This window comes from Alkaliphilus sp. B6464 (assembly GCF_018141165.1).
In the GTDB taxonomy this organism is placed as follows: Bacteria; Bacillota; Clostridia; order Peptostreptococcales; family Natronincolaceae; genus Alkaliphilus_B.
The window spans coordinates 335,849-355,651 of the sequence record NZ_CP058557.1; the positions used below are offsets into that span (position 1 = coordinate 335,849).

General features: G+C 32.8%; 14 protein-coding genes. 2 read left to right on the forward strand and 12 right to left on the reverse strand.

Features of this window, described 5'->3' with window-relative positions; all coding sequences use genetic code 11:
* Window positions 1-454: 454 nt before the first annotated feature.
* The 7 genes from fdhF to uvrB all read right to left on the reverse strand — a co-directional run bounded on the left by fdhF (window position 455) and on the right by uvrB (window position 13,510).
* Entirely contained in the window at window positions 455-3,130 is a 2,676-nt protein-coding gene (gene fdhF, locus HYG84_RS01560) for a formate dehydrogenase subunit alpha (protein ID WP_212380118.1), read from the reverse strand.
* Window positions 3,131-3,182: 52 nt separating this feature from the next.
* Entirely contained in the window at window positions 3,183-5,090 is a 1,908-nt protein-coding gene (gene nuoF, locus HYG84_RS01565; protein WP_334301087.1) for an NADH-quinone oxidoreductase subunit NuoF, read from the reverse strand.
* Window positions 5,091-5,102: 12 nt separating this feature from the next.
* On the reverse strand, window positions 5,103-5,576 hold the full coding sequence (locus HYG84_RS01570; protein ID WP_212380122.1) for an NADH-quinone oxidoreductase subunit NuoE family protein: 474 nt from the start codon (window positions 5,574-5,576) through the stop codon (window positions 5,103-5,105).
* 349 nt (window positions 5,577-5,925) lie between these two features.
* Entirely contained in the window at window positions 5,926-7,791 is a 1,866-nt protein-coding gene (gene uvrC, locus HYG84_RS01575) for an excinuclease ABC subunit UvrC (RefSeq protein ID WP_212380124.1), read from the reverse strand.
* Window positions 7,792-7,933: 142 nt separating this feature from the next.
* On the reverse strand, window positions 7,934-8,581 hold the full coding sequence (locus tag HYG84_RS01580) for a flagellar brake protein (protein ID WP_212380135.1): 648 nt from the start codon (window positions 8,579-8,581) through the stop codon (window positions 7,934-7,936).
* A gap of 87 nt (window positions 8,582-8,668) precedes the next feature.
* Window positions 8,669-11,515, reverse strand: a complete 2,847-nt coding sequence (gene uvrA / locus HYG84_RS01585; protein ID WP_212380144.1) for an excinuclease ABC subunit UvrA — start codon at window positions 11,513-11,515, stop codon at window positions 8,669-8,671.
* Window positions 11,516-11,530: 15 nt separating this feature from the next.
* Complete coding sequence (uvrB, locus tag HYG84_RS01590) at window positions 11,531-13,510, reverse strand: excinuclease ABC subunit UvrB (protein ID WP_212380146.1); 1,980 nt, start codon at window positions 13,508-13,510, stop codon at window positions 11,531-11,533.
* Window positions 13,511-13,784: 274 nt separating this feature from the next.
* Here uvrB and HYG84_RS01595 point away from each other — a divergent pair, with 274 nt between their 5' ends.
* Entirely contained in the window at window positions 13,785-14,042 is a 258-nt protein-coding gene (locus HYG84_RS01595) for a hypothetical protein (RefSeq protein WP_212380148.1), read from the forward strand.
* Between the two features lie 38 nt (window positions 14,043-14,080).
* On the opposite strand, the gene HYG84_RS01600 is transcribed toward HYG84_RS01595, so the two are convergent.
* From HYG84_RS01600 to ftsE, 4 genes are all read right to left on the reverse strand, one after another.
* Window positions 14,081-15,280 (reverse strand): S41 family peptidase, encoded by a 1,200-nt coding sequence (locus HYG84_RS01600; protein WP_212380166.1) that lies wholly within the window; start codon window positions 15,278-15,280, stop codon window positions 14,081-14,083.
* 160 nt (window positions 15,281-15,440) lie between these two features.
* Complete coding sequence (locus HYG84_RS01605) at window positions 15,441-16,571, reverse strand: murein hydrolase activator EnvC family protein (RefSeq protein ID WP_212380168.1); 1,131 nt, start codon at window positions 16,569-16,571, stop codon at window positions 15,441-15,443.
* A gap of 29 nt (window positions 16,572-16,600) precedes the next feature.
* Window positions 16,601-17,497, reverse strand: a complete 897-nt coding sequence (gene ftsX / locus HYG84_RS01610; protein ID WP_212380170.1) for a permease-like cell division protein FtsX — start codon at window positions 17,495-17,497, stop codon at window positions 16,601-16,603.
* Window positions 17,487-18,173: a cell division ATP-binding protein FtsE gene (gene ftsE / locus HYG84_RS01615; protein ID WP_212380172.1), complete on the reverse strand. Its 687-nt coding sequence runs from the start codon at window positions 18,171-18,173 to the stop codon at window positions 17,487-17,489. Before ftsE ends, ftsX begins: the two co-directional genes overlap by 11 nt.
* Window positions 18,174-18,428: 255 nt before the next feature.
* Here ftsE and HYG84_RS01620 point away from each other — a divergent pair, with 255 nt between their 5' ends.
* Complete coding sequence (locus HYG84_RS01620; RefSeq protein ID WP_212380174.1) at window positions 18,429-19,010, forward strand: 5-formyltetrahydrofolate cyclo-ligase; 582 nt, start codon at window positions 18,429-18,431, stop codon at window positions 19,008-19,010.
* A gap of 38 nt (window positions 19,011-19,048) precedes the next feature.
* On the opposite strand, the gene HYG84_RS01625 is transcribed toward HYG84_RS01620, so the two are convergent.
* Window positions 19,049-19,798 (reverse strand): carbohydrate deacetylase, encoded by a 750-nt coding sequence (locus HYG84_RS01625; RefSeq protein ID WP_212380176.1) that lies wholly within the window; start codon window positions 19,796-19,798, stop codon window positions 19,049-19,051.
* Window positions 19,799-19,803 lie beyond the last annotated feature (5 nt).

Below are 19,803 nucleotides of genomic sequence, written 5' to 3' on the forward strand. Positions count from 1 at the left end.
TATCCCCCATTTTCTAGGTCGTTACTTTATTAACAATTATTTTTTGTTACTATTTAATATTTTATCATATTTTATTATGTTAATGGTAGTTTTTTAAGAAAAACTCTTTACCTATAAGAAAATTAGAGAAATTTGGTTTTATATGTGTAATAAAAAATACTCCTTTCACATAAAAGGAGTGCAATTGCTCTAAAGTTATTTAACCAATATAATGATAATGAAATATCTAAGGATTTGTAATCATAGCCCTTGCAATAGAAATTTTTTGACGTTCTCCAGATGATATTTTATCTACTTTATAGTTTACTAAGTAATAAATACTTTATATTACTATGATTCTATATAGAAGCTTATTTTCCTTTTTTTAGATAACTTGATTATATTAGGAATATGTACCTAAAATTAATAGGAGGGACTGATCTCCCTCCTACCATTCTTTTAGTTTATTTATATTTTAAGAAACCTTTTCTACTTTTACAGCTGAAATCTTATACTCTGCAGTCTTAGTAATAGGATCATATGCTGAGTTGGTTAACTCGTTCACTGGCGATTCCTTATAATGGAATGTCATAAACATCATACCTGGTTTAACCTTGTTAGTTATAGTGACTTTAGTTAATATAGACCCCCTTCTCGAAGTAACCCTTACAAAATCTTCTTCCTTTACACCTAGCTTCTCTGCATCTACAGGATTCATCTCTGCAAGCTCATAAGGCCTTATAGTGTCTAGATTCTTAGAGTGTCTACTCATAATATTATAGTGGTATAGCATTCTCCCTGTTGAAAGAAGTATTGGATATTCTTCACATACAAGTTCTGCTGGTTCTTCATATTCAACTGGGATCATTAATCCCTTACCTCTTGAAAATGCTCCTTTATGCAAATATGGCGTACCTGAGTGCTCTTCTGTTGGACATGGCCATTGTATACCTACTTTATCTATCCTCTCATAGGTTATACCTCGATAACTAGGAGTAACTAATCTTATTTCGTCAAATATTTCCTCTGCATTTCTATAGTCGAATCCCTTTGCCCCTAATTTCTTTGCTACGCCACATAAAATCTCCCAATCTAACCTAGTATCTCCTGGAGATTCAACAGCTTTTCTAACCCTTTGAACTCTTCTTTCTGTATTTGTAAATGTACCATCTTTTTCAGCATAACATGTGGCTGGAAGTATTACATCAGCAAATTTAGCAGTTTCTGATATAAATATATCTTGAACCACGAGAAAATCTAAACTTTCTAATGACTTTTTAACATGGTTTGCATCTGGATCTGTAAGCACAGGATCTTCTCCCATAATATACATAGCCTTAACATTTCCCGTAATAGCCTCTTCTAGCATTTCTGGAATTCTAAGACCACTATTAGGATTTAACTTTACGCCCCAAATCTCTTCAAATAATTTTATGTTTTTTTCCTCCGTTACACTTTGATATCCTGGGAATGTATTTGGCAAAGCACCCATATCACAAGCACCTTGAACATTATTTTGACCTCTAAGTGGATTTATTCCTGCATTTTCTAAACCTAGATGGCCTGTTAACATAGCAAGATTTGCAAGATTCATAACATTTGCAGTACCAGTTGTATGTTCAGTTATTCCTAATGTATAGTATATACCTGCTTTCTTTGTACTTGTATACAACTTAGCAGCTTCATATAACATATCTTCAGGTATTCCAGTAATTCTAGTTACTACTTCAGGAGTATATTCTTTGATTATATTTAAAACATTTTCAAATCCTGTACAGCGTGTTTCGATGAATTCCTTATCTTCCCATCCTTCTTTTACAATAATATGCATTAACCCATTTATTAAGGCAGCATCTGTACCCGAGTTTAGAGGTAACCATATTGTAGCAATTTCTGCTAGCTCAGTACGCCGCGGATCTATTACTATGAGCTTATTCCCCTTTTTAGCAGCTCTTTTCATTTTATTACCTATTATAGGATGGGCTTCTGTGGCATTTGATCCTATAATAAATAGAACCTCGTTATCTTCTATTTCTGAAATAGCATTTGTCATAGCTCCACTTCCTAATGTAGTTGCAAGACCTGCAACTGTAGGAGCATGTCATGTTCTAGCACAATGATCTACATTATTCGTGCCTAAAGCTACTCTCATCATCTTCTGAAATACAAAGTTGTCTTCATTAGTACATCGGGCTGAACTAAAACCTGCTATAGAATCTCCACCATGTTTCTCCTTTATATCTTTAAGATTCCTAATTACCAACTCCATTGCATCGTCCCAACTTGACTCAACAAATTCTCCATCTTTTTTAATTAATGGTTTAGTAACCCTATCTGGACTATTTATAAGGTCTGTATGATATCTTCCCTTTACACAAATAGATTTTCCATTTACAGGGGCATCTGGGTTAGGTGTCACTCCTACTACCTTTCCATCTTTAACATTCAGATCGAAATTACATCCTACTCCACAGAATGGACAAGTAGTACGAACCTTCTCTACTTCCCATGGTCTTATTCCCTTCAACTGCTTATTTATAAGAGCACCTGTAGGACAGGCAGTTATACACTGACCACACAATCTGCAGTTTTTATAATCAATCGGATCGTCAAAGGCCGTTGTAATCGTAGAGTTAAAACCTCTATTTATAAAACCAACTGTTGAAGTAACCTGTATCTCACTACATACTCTTACACATTTTCCACATAAAATACACTTACTTTGGTCCCTTTCCATGACAGGATTTAGACTATCTATTAAGAATTTTTTTGTTTCTCCAATATACGAGCCTTCTTTTACCCCATACTTATAACAATACTCTTGAAGTTTGCATTCTCCAGTTTTTTCACAAGTCAAGCAATCCTTTGGATGGTTTGATAGTAATAGATCTAAAATATCTCTACGTACCTTAACTACCTTTTCAGATTCTGTATATACTACCATTCCTTCTCCTACTTCTGCTGAACAAGATGCCACTAAATTTTTGGCACCTTCTACTTCCACCACACATAATCTACATCCTCCAAAGGATGTAAGTTCTTTATCGTAGCATAAAGTAGGAATATCAATTCTATTTTCTCTTGCAGCCTCTAATATAGATGTACCTTCTTTTACTTCAATTTCTTTTCCATTCATGATAAATTTAATCATAATTTCGCCCCCTTGTACTGCTTATTTTTTGAGATTTCAAATTATTATATATCTATTTTTTTATTACTGCACCTACAGGACATACATCTATACAAGTACCACACTTGATACAATCCCTAGTATCTATTATGTGCTTTTCTTTAACCTTTCCTTTTATACATGATACCGGACAATTTCTAGCACATTTAGTACATCCAATACACTTTTCCGTAATATGAAACTCTAGTAATTCCTGACATAATCCTGCTGGACATCTTTTTTCGTTAATATGTGCTTCATATTCTTCTCTGAAATATTTCAATGTAGAAAGCACAGGATTTGGAGCTGTTTGGCCTAATCCACAAAGAGAAGAAATTTTTATTGATTCGGCTAAACTTTCTAGTTTTTCTATATCTCCTTCTTCTCCCTTACCTTTAGTTATTCTCTCAAGAATTTCTAACATTCTTTTTGTACCTTCACGGCAAGGTGTGCATTTTCCACATGACTCGTCAACAGTAAAATCTAAGAAAAACCTAGCAATATCAACCATGCAGTTATCTTCATCCATAACAATCATTCCACCAGATCCCATCATGGAGCCTAGTGCAATTAGATTATCATAGTCAATAGGAGTGTCTAAATATGTTGCAGGAATACATCCACCAGAAGGCCCTCCAGTTTGTACGGCTTTAAATTCTTTACCATTTGGGATTCCCCCACCAACTTCGTATATAATTTCTCTTAAAGTAGTTCCCATAGGTATTTCTAATAATCCAGTATTATTTATTTTACCTCCTAAAGCGAAAACCTTAGTTCCTTTAGATTTTTCTGTTCCAATAGATCTAAACCATTCTGCGCCCTTTAAAATAATTTGTGGAATATTAGCAAATGTCTCTACATTGTTTATAAGTGTAGGCTTACCCCATAATCCTTTTTGGGCTGGGAATGGAGGTCTTGGTCTTGGCATTCCCCTTTTACCTTCTATTGAATTTAATAGAGCTGTTTCTTCTCCACATACGAAAGCCCCTGCCCCTAGTCTTATTTCCATATTAAAATTAAAACCAGTTCCCAAAATATCTTCACCTAATAATCCATGTTCTTTTGCATCTTCTATTGCAATTTCTAATCTCTTAACTGCTATAGGATATTCTGCACGAACATATACATATCCTGACTCTGCTCCTACTGCATAGCCTGCTATTGCCATAGCCTCTATTAATGCGTGTGGGTCTCCTTCTAATACAGAACGATCCATAAATGCTCCTGGATCTCCTTCATCTGCATTACAAACAACATATTTTTCATTTCCTTCAGCTTTAGCAGTAAACTCCCATTTCAATCCAGTAGAGAAACCTCCTCCTCCTCTACCTCTTAGCCCAGATTCTTTAACTTCATTAATAACATCTTCAGGCTTCATTTCTGTTAACATGTTTGCTAAAGCTTTGTATCCATCAAAAGCAATATATTCATTTATATCTTCAGGATTTATTAGTCCGCAATTTCTAAGTGCCATACGTTTTTGCTTTTTATAAAAATCTACTTCACTAATAGGTATAATTTCGTCTTCCTTAATAGAATCTTTAAACAATAAGTCCTTGACAATCCTTCCATTTAAAAGATGCTCTTCTGTAATTTTTTCTACTTCGTCTATCTTTATATGGCTATAGAAAGTTCCTTCAGGATAAACTACTACTATTGGTCCCGCTTCACAAAATCCAAAGCATCCTGTCTTAACTATTTTTACTTCATCTTTAAGATTGTGTTTATTTATTTCTTCTTGAAATTTTTCTAAAATTTTTACAGACTTTGACGATGTACATCCTGTTCCTGCGCATATTAATACATGTTTTTTTGCTCCATCTCCTGTATTAAAAGGGGCTACTTCCCCAACACTACCTTTTCCTTCTTTAATCATACGAATATTAACTTTGGTTAAATACTCCTGTCTAATCTTTTCTAATTCTTGAATAGATATCAACATAATTCCCCCTTATTAATACTTTGCTAAAATTCCTGGTATATCTTCAACTGTCAGTCTTCCATATACTTCTTCGTTTACAGTTAATACTGGCGCTAACCCGCAAGCTCCAATACATCTTGTAGCTTCTAAAGAAAACTTACCATCTGGTGATGTTTTACCTACTTCTACCCCAGTTAATTCTGTTACCTTGTCTACAATAGCTTGAGATCCCCTAACATAACAGGCTGTTCCTAAACATACACCGATAGTATATTTTCCCTTTGGTTCTAAAGTAAATTGAGAGTAAAATGTAACTACCCCATAAATTTCACTTAAAGGAACAGACATTTTTTCGGATATTTTTTGCTGTACTTCTAAAGATAAACATCCAAATATTTTTTGTGCTTCGTGAAGTACAGGCATTAAGGCACCTCTTTTTTCTTTATGCTCTTCTATTACATCATCAAGCCTTACGAAGTTTTCATTACTTAAATAACCTTTATCCATATTGGCCTCCTTTAAATATTATATTAATCTGCTTAATTTGCTAATTATTAAATTACATGTTATATCAGCAATATTCTCCCACTACAGAATTTTCTGCATATTCCAAAAATGCATATTTAAATTATATCTTAAAGGAGTTTATAAAACAACATGATTATATGGCATCGTTAAAACATTGCCATTTATTATATGTATCAAAACACCCCATTGTCATATAGTATGCTAAACAATGGGGTAGACCTGTTGCTTTATTATGTTTTATAGCTTTTATTAATTATTATACCGAACGCTTAGAAATAATTAACAAATATATTGACATCCTTTTATCAATGATATCAAATCATCTATGTTATTTTTTAAAAAACTGTACTATGTTTTCTGCTACTTGTCTATTCATACCCTTTGCTTCTAACAATTCCTCAATTGTTGCATCTCTTATTTTATCTATAGATTCAAAATGCGCCATCAATGATTTTCTTCTAGTTTCACCTATCCCCGGTATTTCTTCCAGTATAGAGCTCAATGTATTTTTCTTTCTTAGACTTCTATGATAAGTAATAGCAAATCGATGAACTTCATCTTGGATTTTAGTTATTAATCTAAAAAGATTAGAAGTTTTTTCAATATACACTTCCTTGCCTTCATAAACTAATCCCTTAGTACGATGCCTTTCATCTTTTATCATACCACATACAGGAATGCTCAGTTTTAAAGAATCTAAAGCCTTTTTTACACTAGTAACTTGACCAAAGCCACCGTCCACCATTATTAAATCTGGAAATATGGCAAACTTTCCTTCGGTCATTTCTATAGATTGACTAATAATATCCTGTGTTTCCTCTAATCCTCTTTTAAAACGTCTAGTAATTATTTCTTCTAAGCTAGCATAATCATTAGGTCCTTTAACTGTTTTAATTTTAAACCTCCTATAATCCTTATTTTTAGATTTTCCGCCCTCAAATACAACCATAGAACCAACAGATTCTACACCCTGTATATTTGAAATATCATAGGATTCTATACGATATGGTGCTTCATCAAGACACAATAGGTCCCCAAGCTCCTGTAATGTATCTTCAGTTCTCTCCTTCTCCAACTGATTTATTGTTGTTGCCTGTTCCATGGTCATAAATGCATTTTTCTTAACCATGTCTAAGAGCTCTTTTTTTTCACCCTTTTGTGGAACTTTAAGATTAACCTTATTTCCTCTTTTATTAGTTAACCACTCTTCTAATACTCCCAAGTCTTTCACATGCTCTTCTATTAATATTTCCTTAGGTATAAATGTTGTTCCACTGTAAAACTGTTTTAAAAACGAGGAAATAATCTCTTGTTTGCTATCCTGCTCTGTATTTTTCAATATAAAATGTTCCCTCTTAACAAGCTTACCTTTACGTATAAAGAACACTTGAATCCAACTGTCCTTATCTCCTTGAGCCATTGCAATAACATCTTGATCTTGTTCATTAGTAGAAACTATTTTTTGTTTTTCTACAATACTATTAAGTGCTATTACTTGATCTCTATATTTAGCTGCCTTTTCAAAGTCCATTGCGCTGGCAGCTTCCTTCATTTTCTCCTCTGTTTTACGAATAAGTTCATCCTCTTTACCATCTAAAAACATAATAATTTCTTGCACTATATGCATGTACTCTTCCTTATTAACCAACCCCGTACATGGTCCTATACATTTTTTTATATGATAGTTCAAACAAGGCCTCTCTTTATTTTCAATCATTTTTTCAATATTTTTGCTACAAGTTCTAATAGGGTACAGGTTGTGTATAACCTCTAATGTTTCGTTTAAAGCGCCAATATTTGTATAGGGACCAAAGTACTTAGCTTTGTCCTTGATAACTTTTCTAGTTTTAATTACCCTAGGATATTCTTCATTTATAGTTACTTTTATATAAGGGTAGGTCTTATCGTCTCTCAATAGGATATTATATTTGGGCCTATTTTCCTTTATCAAGTTACACTCTAATATTAGCGCCTCCAGCTCCGTATCCGTAACAATATATTCAAATGTATTAATATGGGATACCATAGCCCTAACCTTTGGAGGATGATTCTTAGAAGATTGAAAGTACTGTCTTACTCTATTTTTAAGAGATATAGCCTTTCCTACATATATGATTTCCTGTTTCTCATTCCTCATCATATATACACCTGGCTTATCTGGTAGCGTTTTAAGCTTTTCTTTTATGTCAAACATTTTAATCCTCCTGTTATCGCAATCAATATCTATATCTTATATTTTACCACTTTCCAAATAATTTATGGATAGTTGTTTACATTTTAAACTGAATAGAATTTATAAAAAGCCTATACCAAATCATTTGGTATAGGCTTTAAGTCTATGCAATTACTTCACTTCTTCTTTTTAAAATCAACTGTTGCTTATTGCAGTAAGCTATAATCTTTTGACGGTGTCCATTATCAATTCCAATAAATTGACATCCTAGATTTCTAGTTCCATCCTCATCACTTTCTAGATTTCTTAAGACCTTACTAGTTAGTAAGAATTTAACATCCTCTAACTCCATTTCAAACACCAATATTGTCCCAAGGGGCAAGGATAATGTGCTATTTAAAAGTACACCTCCACCACTAATATCCTTTACTATAGCAGGAAGTATCTTATCACTTTCTATTCTTCTATCATTAATTTCTATTAAATAACAATTAACCTCTTTATCCATCGGAACTCTTATATACTCTCTTCTTTGAGTAACTTTAATACTCTCTTTATTAGGAGTATCTAAAAGTAACATATTACTATTTCCATTCCTTATTATAGTTTCGAATAGGCAGACTCGTGTTTTAGTACTATTTGAGATAGTACATTTCACAATTTGAGGTTCCTTTTGTGCATACTGTCCGTTGATTTTAACTACGAAGGTGTCCCTCTCTAATTTTTCGATTGTCCCTTTGAAAGACAAAACAGGAATTAAATCGATCTCCATTTTAATTGTCTTGCCTACCTGTATAAAGTTATCTGACATTCCCTCTCATCTCCTAACGAATATAATTATAAGATATCATATTCGTTATTTTTAATGGGAATACCTCCTCCAAATCACTAAATAGGTCTAACGCATTACGTTTGTCCTAAGAAATGGTTTTAAAAACCTACCTGTATAGGAGGACTTAACATCTATAATCTCTTCTGGAGTTCCTTTAGCAATAATTTGTCCTCCACCACTTCCACCTTCTGGACCAAGATCTATGACATAATCTGCTGTCTTAATAACATCTAAATTATGCTCTATAACTAAAACGGCATTTCCTCCATCTACGAGCTTCTGCAATACTTCTATTAATCTATCAATATCAGCAATATGAAGACCTGTAGTAGGTTCATCTAAAATATATAGTGTTTTTCCTGTACTTCTTTTACTTAATTCAGATGCTAATTTAATTCTCTGCGCCTCTCCACCTGATAATTGGGTAGAAGGTTGTCCTAATTTAATATATCCTAATCCTACATCATATAGAGTCTGCATTTTTCTTTGTATCTTAGGTATGTTTTCAAAGAATAAAAGTGCTTCTTCCACATTCATTTCTAAAACATCTGCAATTGTTTTACCTTTATATTTTGCTTCTAATGTTTCTCTATTATATCGCTTTCCTTTACATACCTCACAAGGTACATACACATCTGGAAGGAAGTGCATCTCAATTTTTATAATACCGTCACCACTACAAGCTTCACATCTGCCACCTTTTACATTAAAGCTAAATCTTCCCTTTTGATAGCCTCTCATCTTCGCCTGGGTAGTTTGTGCAAATATATCACGAATATCATCAAAGACTCCAGTGTAAGTAGCTGGATTAGATCGAGGTGTTCTTCCTATAGGACTTTGATCTATTTCTATCACCTTATCAATGTGCTCTATCCCCTTTATATCCTTATGTGCACCTGGCTTTGCTTTTGCACGATTTAAATCCTGTGCAACACGTTTATATAGTATTTCGTTAATTAAAGTACTTTTGCCAGAACCTGAAACTCCAGTAACACAAGTTAATACAGCTAAAGGTATATCTACATTAATGTTTTTTAAATTATTTTCCTTTGCGCCTAATATCTTTATCCATTTCCCATTAGGTTTTCGTCTTTCCTTAGGAACTGGTATTAACTTTCTTCCACTTAAATATTGTCCTGTAATGGAATCCTCCGACGCCATAATTTCTTCTACAGTTCCCTGTGCTATTACATTGCCGCCATGAATACCTGCTCCAGGACCTATATCAATAATATGGTCTGCTATAAACATAGTATCCTCATCATGCTCTACTACAATTACTGTATTTCCTACATCAGTTAAATGTCTTAATGCCCCTAATAACTTTTCATTATCCCTTTGATGTAGTCCTATACTTGGCTCGTCTAAAATATATAATACTCCAACTAAACTTGAGCCAATTTGAGTAGCTAGACGGATTCTCTGGGATTCTCCACCTGATAAGGTTCCTGCATTTCTAGATAATGTCAAATAATCTAAACCTACATCTACTAGAAAGTCCAATCTAGATTTAATTTCCTTTAATATTTGTCTGGAAATAAAGTTTTTTCTTTCATCCAATTCTAGTTCATCAAAAAATATTTTTGCATCCTTTACAGAAAGGTCTGTTACTTCAGAAATATTTTTTTTTCCCACTGTAACTCCTAAAATTACATCCTTAAGTCTGGCTCCTTTACAGGTACCACACTTAATTTGAGCCATAGATTCATCAATTTTATCCCTTATATAATCAGAATTAGTTTCATTATATCGTCTTGTTAAATTAGGAATAACCCCTTCAAATACAGAAGAATAATCTCTAATTCCACCAAATTTAGATTCGTATCTAAACTCTACTTTTTTCTTACCTGTACCATAAAGTATTTCTTCTATAAGATCATTAGGAAAATCGCTTATTGGCGTATCTACGTCATAACCATACTGAGTAACTATACTTTCTAGCATTTTAAAATAATAGGTATTATCGCCAGAGCTACTTGATCCACTCCAAGGTACTATAGCACCTTGTCTAATACTTAAGCTTTTATTTGGAATAATTAGCTCCGGATCTACCTTTTTCATATATCCAATTCCATTACATTCTGGACATGCTCCAAAAGGACTATTAAATGAAAACATTCTTGGAGACAGCTCTTCTACTCCTATTCCATGGTCTGGACATGCAAATTTTGTAGAAAATAACATTTCCTCTCCACCTATTATATCTACAACTACTAATCCTTCACTAAGCTTTAATACAGTTTCTATAGAATCTCCAAGCCTAGATTCTATCCCTTCTTTAACAACAATTCTATCTACTACTACTTCAATATTGTGCTTCTTTGTTTTAGTAAGCTTAATATCTTCGTATATGTCCTTTACTTCCCCATCAACACGAACCCTAACAAAACCTTCCTTTTTAATTTCCTCTAATACTTTTTGATGCTCTCCTTTTTTTCCCCTAATAATAGGAGCTAAGAACTGAAGTTTTGTACCAGGCTCTAATTCCATAATCTTATCCACTATTTGTTCTACTGTCATCTGGCTAATTTCAACATTACATACAGGACAGTGAGGTGTACCTATTCTAGCAAACAATAGTCTTAAATAATCATATATTTCTGTAACTGTTCCAACAGTAGAACGGGGATTTTTATTAGTAGTTTTTTGATCTATTGAAATAGCCGGAGAAAGTCCCTCTATATATTCCACATCTGGCTTTTCCATTTGACCTAAAAATTGTCTTGCATAGGATGATAAACTTTCCATATATCTTCTTTGTCCTTCAGCATAGATTGTATCAAAGGCCAAAGATGATTTTCCAGAACCAGAAAGACCTGTTATAACTACAAATTTATCTCTAGGTATTTCAACATTAATATTTTTTAAATTATGTTCCTTTGCTCCTCTTATAATAATTTTATCTCTTGCCATTTGTATACCTTCTTCCTATACTTGCTGTTCTTTTAAAATTTGAATTTTATCTCTTAGTTCAGTAGCTCTTTCAAACTGTAGATCTGTAGCTGCCTGCATCATCTCAACTTCAAGATCTTTAATTAGTTTTTCTAACTCTTTCGGTGATAGAGCCTTATTTGTTGATGCTTTACCATATTTAACCTCTTCCTCAGCAACTTTAGTTGCTTCAATAACATCTCTAACTCTTTTTTGTATAGACTTAGGCTCAATATTATGTTCTTCATTATACTCTTGTTGTATTTTTCTTCTTCTTTCCGTCTCATCAATGGCTGTTTTCATAGATCTAGTTATTCTATCTGCATACATAATAACTCTACCTTCTACATTTCTAGCAGCTCTACCTATAGTTTGGATTAAGGATGTTTCAGAGCGTAAAAACCCTTCCTTATCCGCATCCAGTATAGCTACTAAAGATACCTCAGGTATATCTAGACCTTCCCTTAACAAGTTAATTCCTACTAATACATCAAATTCTCCTAAGCGAAGATCTCTAATTATCTCCATTCTCTCTATAGTCTTCACATCTGAATGTAAATATTTTACTTTAATGTCGATTTCCTTTAAATAATCAGTTAAATCCTCGGACATTTTCTTCGTCAATGTAGTAATTAACACTCTTTGTTTCTTTTTAATTCTCTTCTTTATCTCTCCAACCAGATCATCAATTTGTCCTTTAATAGGACGCACTTCTATTATTGGGTCCAACAATCCTGTAGGTCTTATTACCTGCTCTATAACATTTTCATTTTTCTCCATTTCATAAGGTCCTGGAGTAGCACTTACATATAAAATTTGGTTTACTAGACCTTCAAATTCTTCAAAATTAAGAGGTCTATTATCATAGGCTGATGGTAGTCTAAATCCATAGTTAACTAAAGAATCCTTTCTTGAACGGTCTCCTCCATACATTGCCCTAACTTGGGGAGTCGTAACATGGGATTCATCTATAATAATTAAGTAGTCATCTGGAAAATAATCCATGAGAGTATACGGCCTACTTCCTGGAGGCCTACCCGTTAAGTGTCGTGAATAGTTTTCTATTCCTTGACAAAAACCTACTTCCCTAAGCATTTCAATATCATACATAGTACGTTGTTGTATTCTTTGAGCCTCTATAAGCTTCTCATCGGCTTTGAACTCCTTAACTCTTTCTTCTAGCTCTTTTTCAATTGCTTTTATAGCTATCTCTACCTTATCTGCCCCAGTAGCATAGTGGGAAGCAGGAAAAATAGAGGCATGCTGCCTTACTCCAATTATTTCTCCAGTCAAAGCATTTACTTCAATAATTCGATCTATTTCATCTCCAAAAAATTCAACACGAAGGGCATTCTCTGAAGATGAAGCAGGAAAAATTTCTACAACATCTCCCCTTACTCTAAAAGTTCCACGAACGAAGTTAATATCGTTTCTTTCATATTGTATATCTACTAGTTGTCTTAGAACTTCTTCTCTACTTTTTTCCATACCTGTCCTAAGAGAAACTACTAATTTCTTATATTCTTCTGGATCTCCTAAACCATAAATACATGATACACTGGCGACTATAATAACATCTCGTCTTTCTAATAGGGCAGAAGTAGCTGAATGTCTCAATTTGTCAATTTCGTCATTAATAGAGGCATCCTTTTCTATATAGGTATCACTGTTAACTACATAGGCCTCTGGTTGATAATAATCATAGTAGCTCACAAAATATTCTACTGCATTGTTTGGAAAAAATTCCTTAAACTCACTACAAAGCTGAGCAGCCAAAGTCTTATTGTGTGCAATTACTAGGGTTGGTTTTTGAACCTTCTCTATTACATTTGCCATAGTGAAGGTTTTCCCTGATCCTGTAACCCCTAATAATACTTGATGTTTAGATCCTGCTATAATCCCATTAGATAAGGATTCTATAGCCTTAGGCTGATCTCCAGTAGGACGATAATCAGATACAATTTGAAACCCTTCCATACATATATCTCCTCACTATTTTTCATTATCACTATTATATCATAAGAAGTTAACATAATATCTTCACTGTATTAGCAATATTGGCAATATTTTACTTATACCTAACAAACATTTGTTCGATATATCAATTATATTATTCCCCCACAACTATGTCAACATTATTTCTCTGTTATACAATTAAACTTAAAATATACGGTCATTTTAAATAACTCCCTCATATAATATACCAAAGTATATACTTTTTAAACTCTCCAATTAAATAGGGAGGTACACTATGACTAAAATTTTAATTTTTATGGTAGTTACACTATTTTTATATATATTTTTCTTAAAATATCATCATATACCTCTATGTCCTAGATGTGGTTCCAATAAAGTCACTATAGAAAATCTGGACAATTATACATTATTTACTTGCCATACATGTAGATTCTCTTATAGAGATTACTACTTATTTTTTAATCTTACGCCTATAAACGAACAGCTTGACATTGAATTTATACAGCAGGATGACGACAATATGGAAGAATAAAAAAATCCCCAAAGTTTTGAGGATTTTTTATTCTTTATTTATTTTTTAATTTCAGATCTAAGCACTTCTATAGCTTTCTTTAATTGAGTGTCCTCTTGGAACTCTACTGTAGTTTCAGTTTCATCTTCATCTGGTAATTCAACTACAATATCTGGCTCTACTCCGATACCATGAATATTAGTTCCATTTGGAGTAAAATATTCAGAAATAGTAAATTTAAATCCACTTCCATCAGAAAGAGGTTTAACCTGCTGTACCAATCCTTTACCAAAGGTAGTAGTACCTATAATCTTACCCTTATTACCATCCTTAATTGCTCCTGATAGAATCTCAGAAGCACTAGCACTTCCTTTGTTTACTAAAACTGTAAGCGGTAATTCTAATTGTTTTTTATCAGATTTTTTTACCTCTCTATTACCATTACGATCTTCTGTATATACAATTACTTGTTCTCCTAATATAATATCAGCAATTTCTACACATTGATCCAATGATCCTCCTGGATTATTTCTTAAATCAAGTACGATCCCTTTAACATTTTGCTTTTTTAGTCCATCTAAATGAGTTTTAAAATCTTGTGCAGTTTGTTCATCAAACATAGTTATTCTAATATATCCAATATCATTCTCAATCACTTCAGAACGCACTGTTTTTAAACGAATCTCTTCTCTTTTAATATTTACATCAAAAGTTTTATCTTTACCATCCCTTAAAATCGTAAGTGTTACTTCAGTTCCAGCCTTACCTTTCATAAGTTCTACTGCATAGTCAAGCTTATCTCCAGATATAGCTTCTCCATTAACAGCTACTATCTTATCTCCTGTAATAAGACCTGCTTTTTCTCCTGGTGTATCTTCTATTGGAGATACTACAGTTACATAACCATCATCCCCTGGAGTCACAATTACTCCTATACCACCATAGGTTCCCTTAATTCTAGCCATTGAATCGCTAAATTCTTTATGGTCCATATATTGTGTATATGGATCACCTATACTATCGAACATTCCTTTTATAGCACCTTCAATTAGTTTTTCCTCGTCTAGCTCTTTATAATAGTTTTTTTGTAAATAATCCTTAAGCGCTAAAAACTTCTCATATTGTTTATACTCACCCTTTGGAACTGCATATCCAAATCCTAATGGTGATGTTATAAAACTTCCCACTGTAAAGTTTAAAATAGTGGTTAAAATAAAAATTAATAGGGCTCCAATTATAGCTTTTCGTTTACTGATCATATTTTCTTCTCCCCTTTGAATTAATCCACTGTTGTCTTTTTATTTTATGGTATATTATACAACATTATACCTTAACTTATAACAAATTTCAAAGGTATAGTTACCTATAAAGGAAAAAATATCAAAGAAATAAATCTTTCTTTGATATTCTTATTATTATTTATTTTCCTCTTACATATGGAATAGGATCTGTATACTGTCCATCTTTACGCACTTCAAAATGCAAATGTGGTCCTGTAGATAACCCTGTACTTCCTATAAGAGCAATCTTTTGACCTTTTTTTACAGCTTGTCCATTTTGAACCAGTAGTTTTGAATTGTGGGCATATAAAGTCATAATTCCACCACCATGGTCAATAATTACAGCCTTTCCATAGGAACCTAAGTTACCAGAGCTTACTACCTTACCATCCCCAGCTGCAACTACATCCCTACCTGATGGCGCTGGTATATCAATACCAGAGTGAAATTTTTTAGTTTTTAAAATAGGATGAATTCTATTTCCAAAAGGAGAAGATACTGTTGAATATCCTGGAACAGGCCACTGTAATTGTCCTCCAACATAAGCTCCATTCGATTGAAGACTTCTAATTTTATTAGTAATTTCATCTGCGTCTTTTTTTGTTTGATCTAACACTTTTTCTAAAGCAACCTTATCCTTAGCCAAATCAGCTCTAAGACGCTCCTGCTCTCCTCTAGAAACTACAAGTGTTTTCTTTTTTTGCTCTACACTAGATTTTAAATTAACTAATTGACGCTTTTGATTTTCTAAACTAATCTTTTGTTCTTCTATAATATCTCTTTGCTCTTTCATATCCTTTAGCAGTTCAACATCATGATTAACTATCTTCTTTACCATATCAAGATTTGTCAGAAGCTCAGTTATACTTTTAGAGCTTAACAGTACCTCAGCATAACCTATGGTTCCATTTTTATACATAACATTCAATCTTGAACCCATTACATCTTGTTTATCATCTATCTTTTCTTCCGCTGCTGTAAGCTTATTTACTGTTGTATTAATTTCGCCTTCAGTTGTTGATATTTTACCATATAACGATTCTATTTCTGCTTCAGATTTATTGATTTCTTCTTCTAGTGACTGTATTTTGGTTACAACTTCGCCTTCTTTTTTCACCGTTTTGTTTAGTTCATTAGTAATACTTTTCTGTTTTGATTCATTTTGCTTTAATTCATTCTTATATTGTGTTGCATTATTTGCAAATGAGAATAGCGATGTAGTTGTCATTGAAAACAGAATCACCAAAGCAAGTCCATGTTTTTTCTTCATATTTGTATAGTCCCCCCATTATACTTTACTTAAACTTTTAAATGTCTTCTTAGTGAAAATATACTTCCTAAAGCACCTACCCCAGTACCCAATACTCCAAACATAAGCATTATTTTGTCCATCATATCGCGAACTGATATCATATAAGTACTAAACATTACATAAAAATACCTAGTAATAACATCAAAGGCATATTGGTATCCAAAATAAACAACTACTATGGATAAAGCTGCTCCAATAAAACCTAATAGCATTCCTTCAATAAGGAATGGCCATCTGATAAACCAGTTAGTTGCTCCAACATACTTCATTATTCCAATTTCCTGTCTTCTAGCATTTAATGTAAGTTTTATTGTATTTGAAATAATAAATACGGCAACTAAAATTAAAATTAAAATAATAGCTAATCCAACTGTTCTAATAAACTTTGCTACATTTAGTAGTTGGTCTACTATTTCCTTATAATATTTAATTTCATCTATTCCTTCTAATGGTTTTAACTCTTTTACAATATTATCTGCTGTTTCAAGGTTTTCAACTTGGATTATATAAGAATTGGGTAGAGGATTTGATTCTAAGCTTTCTAATAAATACCCCTGTTCTCCCCAACTTTCTTTAAACTTTTCTAGAGCCATTTCTTTGGACTCATAAGTACTTTCTGCTATTCCTTGTATTTTTTCTATTTGTTTGCCTACACTATCTATCTCTTCAACAGATAAATCTTCTTGTAAGTACACTTGTATTTCATCGAATTGCATCTGAGCTAAATATGCAGCATTACTAATATTTAATACTAAAGTAATGACTAGTCCTAATATTATTAATGATGCAGCCACAGATCCGATAGATGCTACAGTCATTCCTCTATTACGCCAAAGACCTGTAAAACTTTGACGAAACATATATTTAACAGTTCTACCCTTCATAGTCGTATGCCCCCCTTTGCTGGTCACGAACAACTCTGCCCTTTTCTAAGGCAATTACACGTTGTTGCATTACATCTACAATATCTCTTGCATGGGTTGCCATAACTACAGTTGTACCACGTCTATTTATTTGTTTTAGTACCTTCATAATCTCCCAAGCTGTTTCTGGGTCTAAGTTTCCTGTGGGCTCATCTGCAATTAATATGGAAGGATTATTTACAATAGCTCTAGCAATTGAAACCCTCTGTCTTTCTCCACCAGATAACTGATGTGGATAAGATGAAGCCTTGTCACTTAATCCAACCATTCCTAATACCATCGGTACCTGTCTTCTAATTTCCTTAGATGAAGCCTCTATAATTTGCATAGCAAAAGCGACATTTTCATAAACAGTTTTATTTGGAAGTAATCTAAAATCTTGGAATACAACTCCGATACTACGTCTATGATATGGAATTTTACGTCTTGTTATTTTAGTTACATCTTGACCATTAATAATGATGTTTCCTTCTGTAGGATCCTCTTCCTTTAAAAGCAGTTTAATAAAAGTCGATTTTCCCGCACCACTTGGACCAACAAGGAATATAAAATCTTCCTTTTCTATTTTTAAGTTTATATTTGTTAAAGCTTGTACCCCTTTTAAATACGTCTTAGTTACATTTCGTAATTCGATCAATTATATCAACTCCCGCCTAACTAATTAGTCTTTCGACACTTAACTCTAATTTCCTTCTTAAAAAAACAAAATTTAATTTATAAAATCAAACAATGGCTTTAGTCCTATAACAAACTTCATACAATAATCAACATTTTCTTCTCTTTTACCATTATAACAATAGTTCATCACTAAATTCAATTGTATTCATTTCCAATAATTTGGTACAATAGTGGTATAATATAGATAAATACTATAACAAAAGGAGGTACACAGTTGAAAAAAGAAATTAGAAAAAATATTTTACAAGGAAAAGATACATTTTCTAATAAAATGGTAAGAGAAAAAAGCCTTGCTATGATGGACACACTGAGTAAGATAGATTTTTATAAAAATGCTAATAATGTAATGCTTTATATTTCATTCGGAAAAGAAGTTACTATGAAGCCTATCATTGATGACCTTCAAAATCGTGAAAAAAGAGTCTTTATTCCTGTAACAGTACCTGCAACTAAGGCTTTAATTGTGTCGGAATTAAAAAGCTATGAAGATGATCTAGTAGTGGGACATTTTGGAATTATGGAATCTAAGGAAGAAGCTCTAAGACCAGTAGAGCCTAGTATATTAGATTTAGTTATTGTCCCTGGTGTTGCATTCGACAAAAATGGGTATCGTATAGGATATGGTGGAGGCTATTATGATAGGTTTCTTCCTAGATTACCAGAAAAAACAACAACAATATCGCTAGCCTTCGAAATGCAACTAATAGATAAAGTACCTACCTCACAATATGACTTACCCGTACAGTACATAATTACGGAAGAACAGTTTATTAAATGTAAAAAGGATAACGACTAGGGTTATCCTTTTTACCAGTTAAAATTTCAATACCTTGTTCATATATCATTAAAGCTAATAAGTTGAATATTAGCCTGATTAATAAAATTTTTTATTGTATCTGATACTAAAATTTCATATTCTTTTTTTCTATAGTCTACATATGTGCTTACCTTAAAAAGATCCTCATCTATATAGGCCGGATGACACATTAACTCTAAAGTTTCACAATGCTTATACTGAGAAATTATATTCATAAGCTTATTAAGTGTAGCATTATTCTTATAAAATTCTGCTGTAAAACATTCTGTAGTCTTAACTCCCTTAATATTGTAGCTTCTTATCATTTTATCCTCTGGACATCTGGCCGGAATATTAAATTCTTTACTTAAATCCAGTACTATTTCAAGTAAGCTTTCATCAAATGCATAGAAATGATGATGTCCGTCTATATGGGTAGGCTCTTTGAAAAACTCTTTAAATTTTATAATTTGAGCCCTTAATTCATCTCTAACTTCTTCATAGTTATATTCTATTTTTTCACTTATACTTTTATGGAAATTTCCCATATTATCAACTAAAGTGGGTACTTCTCTAGCAGGTAAAATAGGTTTACCCCAGGTTAGAGTAAGGTGTATACCAATTTTATCTATACCACGATTTTCTGCTTCCCTAATACCTTCTTCAAAGTATAAGCCATTTACCATAGCTGTAGTTTCTGTTACAATCCCATTCTCCATACAATCTAGTATGCCTAAGGTTACTCCTTTAGTTACACCAAAGTCGTCCCCATTTACTATTAGTTTCACTCTTA

Coding starts and splice junctions, on each gene's coding strand:
- HYG84_RS01595 (WP_212380148.1), top strand. CDS start 13,785: ATGACTAAAATTTTAATTTTTATGGTAGTTACACTATTTTTATATATA.
- HYG84_RS01600 (WP_212380166.1), bottom strand. CDS start 15,280: ATGATCAGTAAACGAAAAGCTATAATTGGAGCCCTATTAATTTTTATT.
- HYG84_RS01580 (WP_212380135.1), bottom strand. CDS start 8,581: ATGTCAGATAACTTTATACAGGTAGGCAAGACAATTAAAATGGAGATC.
- uvrA (WP_212380144.1), bottom strand. CDS start 11,515: ATGGCAAGAGATAAAATTATTATAAGAGGAGCAAAGGAACATAATTTA.
- uvrC (WP_212380124.1), bottom strand. CDS start 7,791: ATGTTTGACATAAAAGAAAAGCTTAAAACGCTACCAGATAAGCCAGGT.
- HYG84_RS01570 (WP_212380122.1), bottom strand. CDS start 5,576: ATGGATAAAGGTTATTTAAGTAATGAAAACTTCGTAAGGCTTGATGAT.
- HYG84_RS01605 (WP_212380168.1), bottom strand. CDS start 16,571: ATGAAGAAAAAACATGGACTTGCTTTGGTGATTCTGTTTTCAATGACA.
- ftsX (WP_212380170.1), bottom strand. CDS start 17,497: ATGAAGGGTAGAACTGTTAAATATATGTTTCGTCAAAGTTTTACAGGT.
- uvrB (WP_212380146.1), bottom strand. CDS start 13,510: ATGGAAGGGTTTCAAATTGTATCTGATTATCGTCCTACTGGAGATCAG.
- nuoF (WP_334301087.1), bottom strand. CDS start 5,090: ATGTTGATATCTATTCAAGAATTAGAAAAGATTAGACAGGAGTATTTA.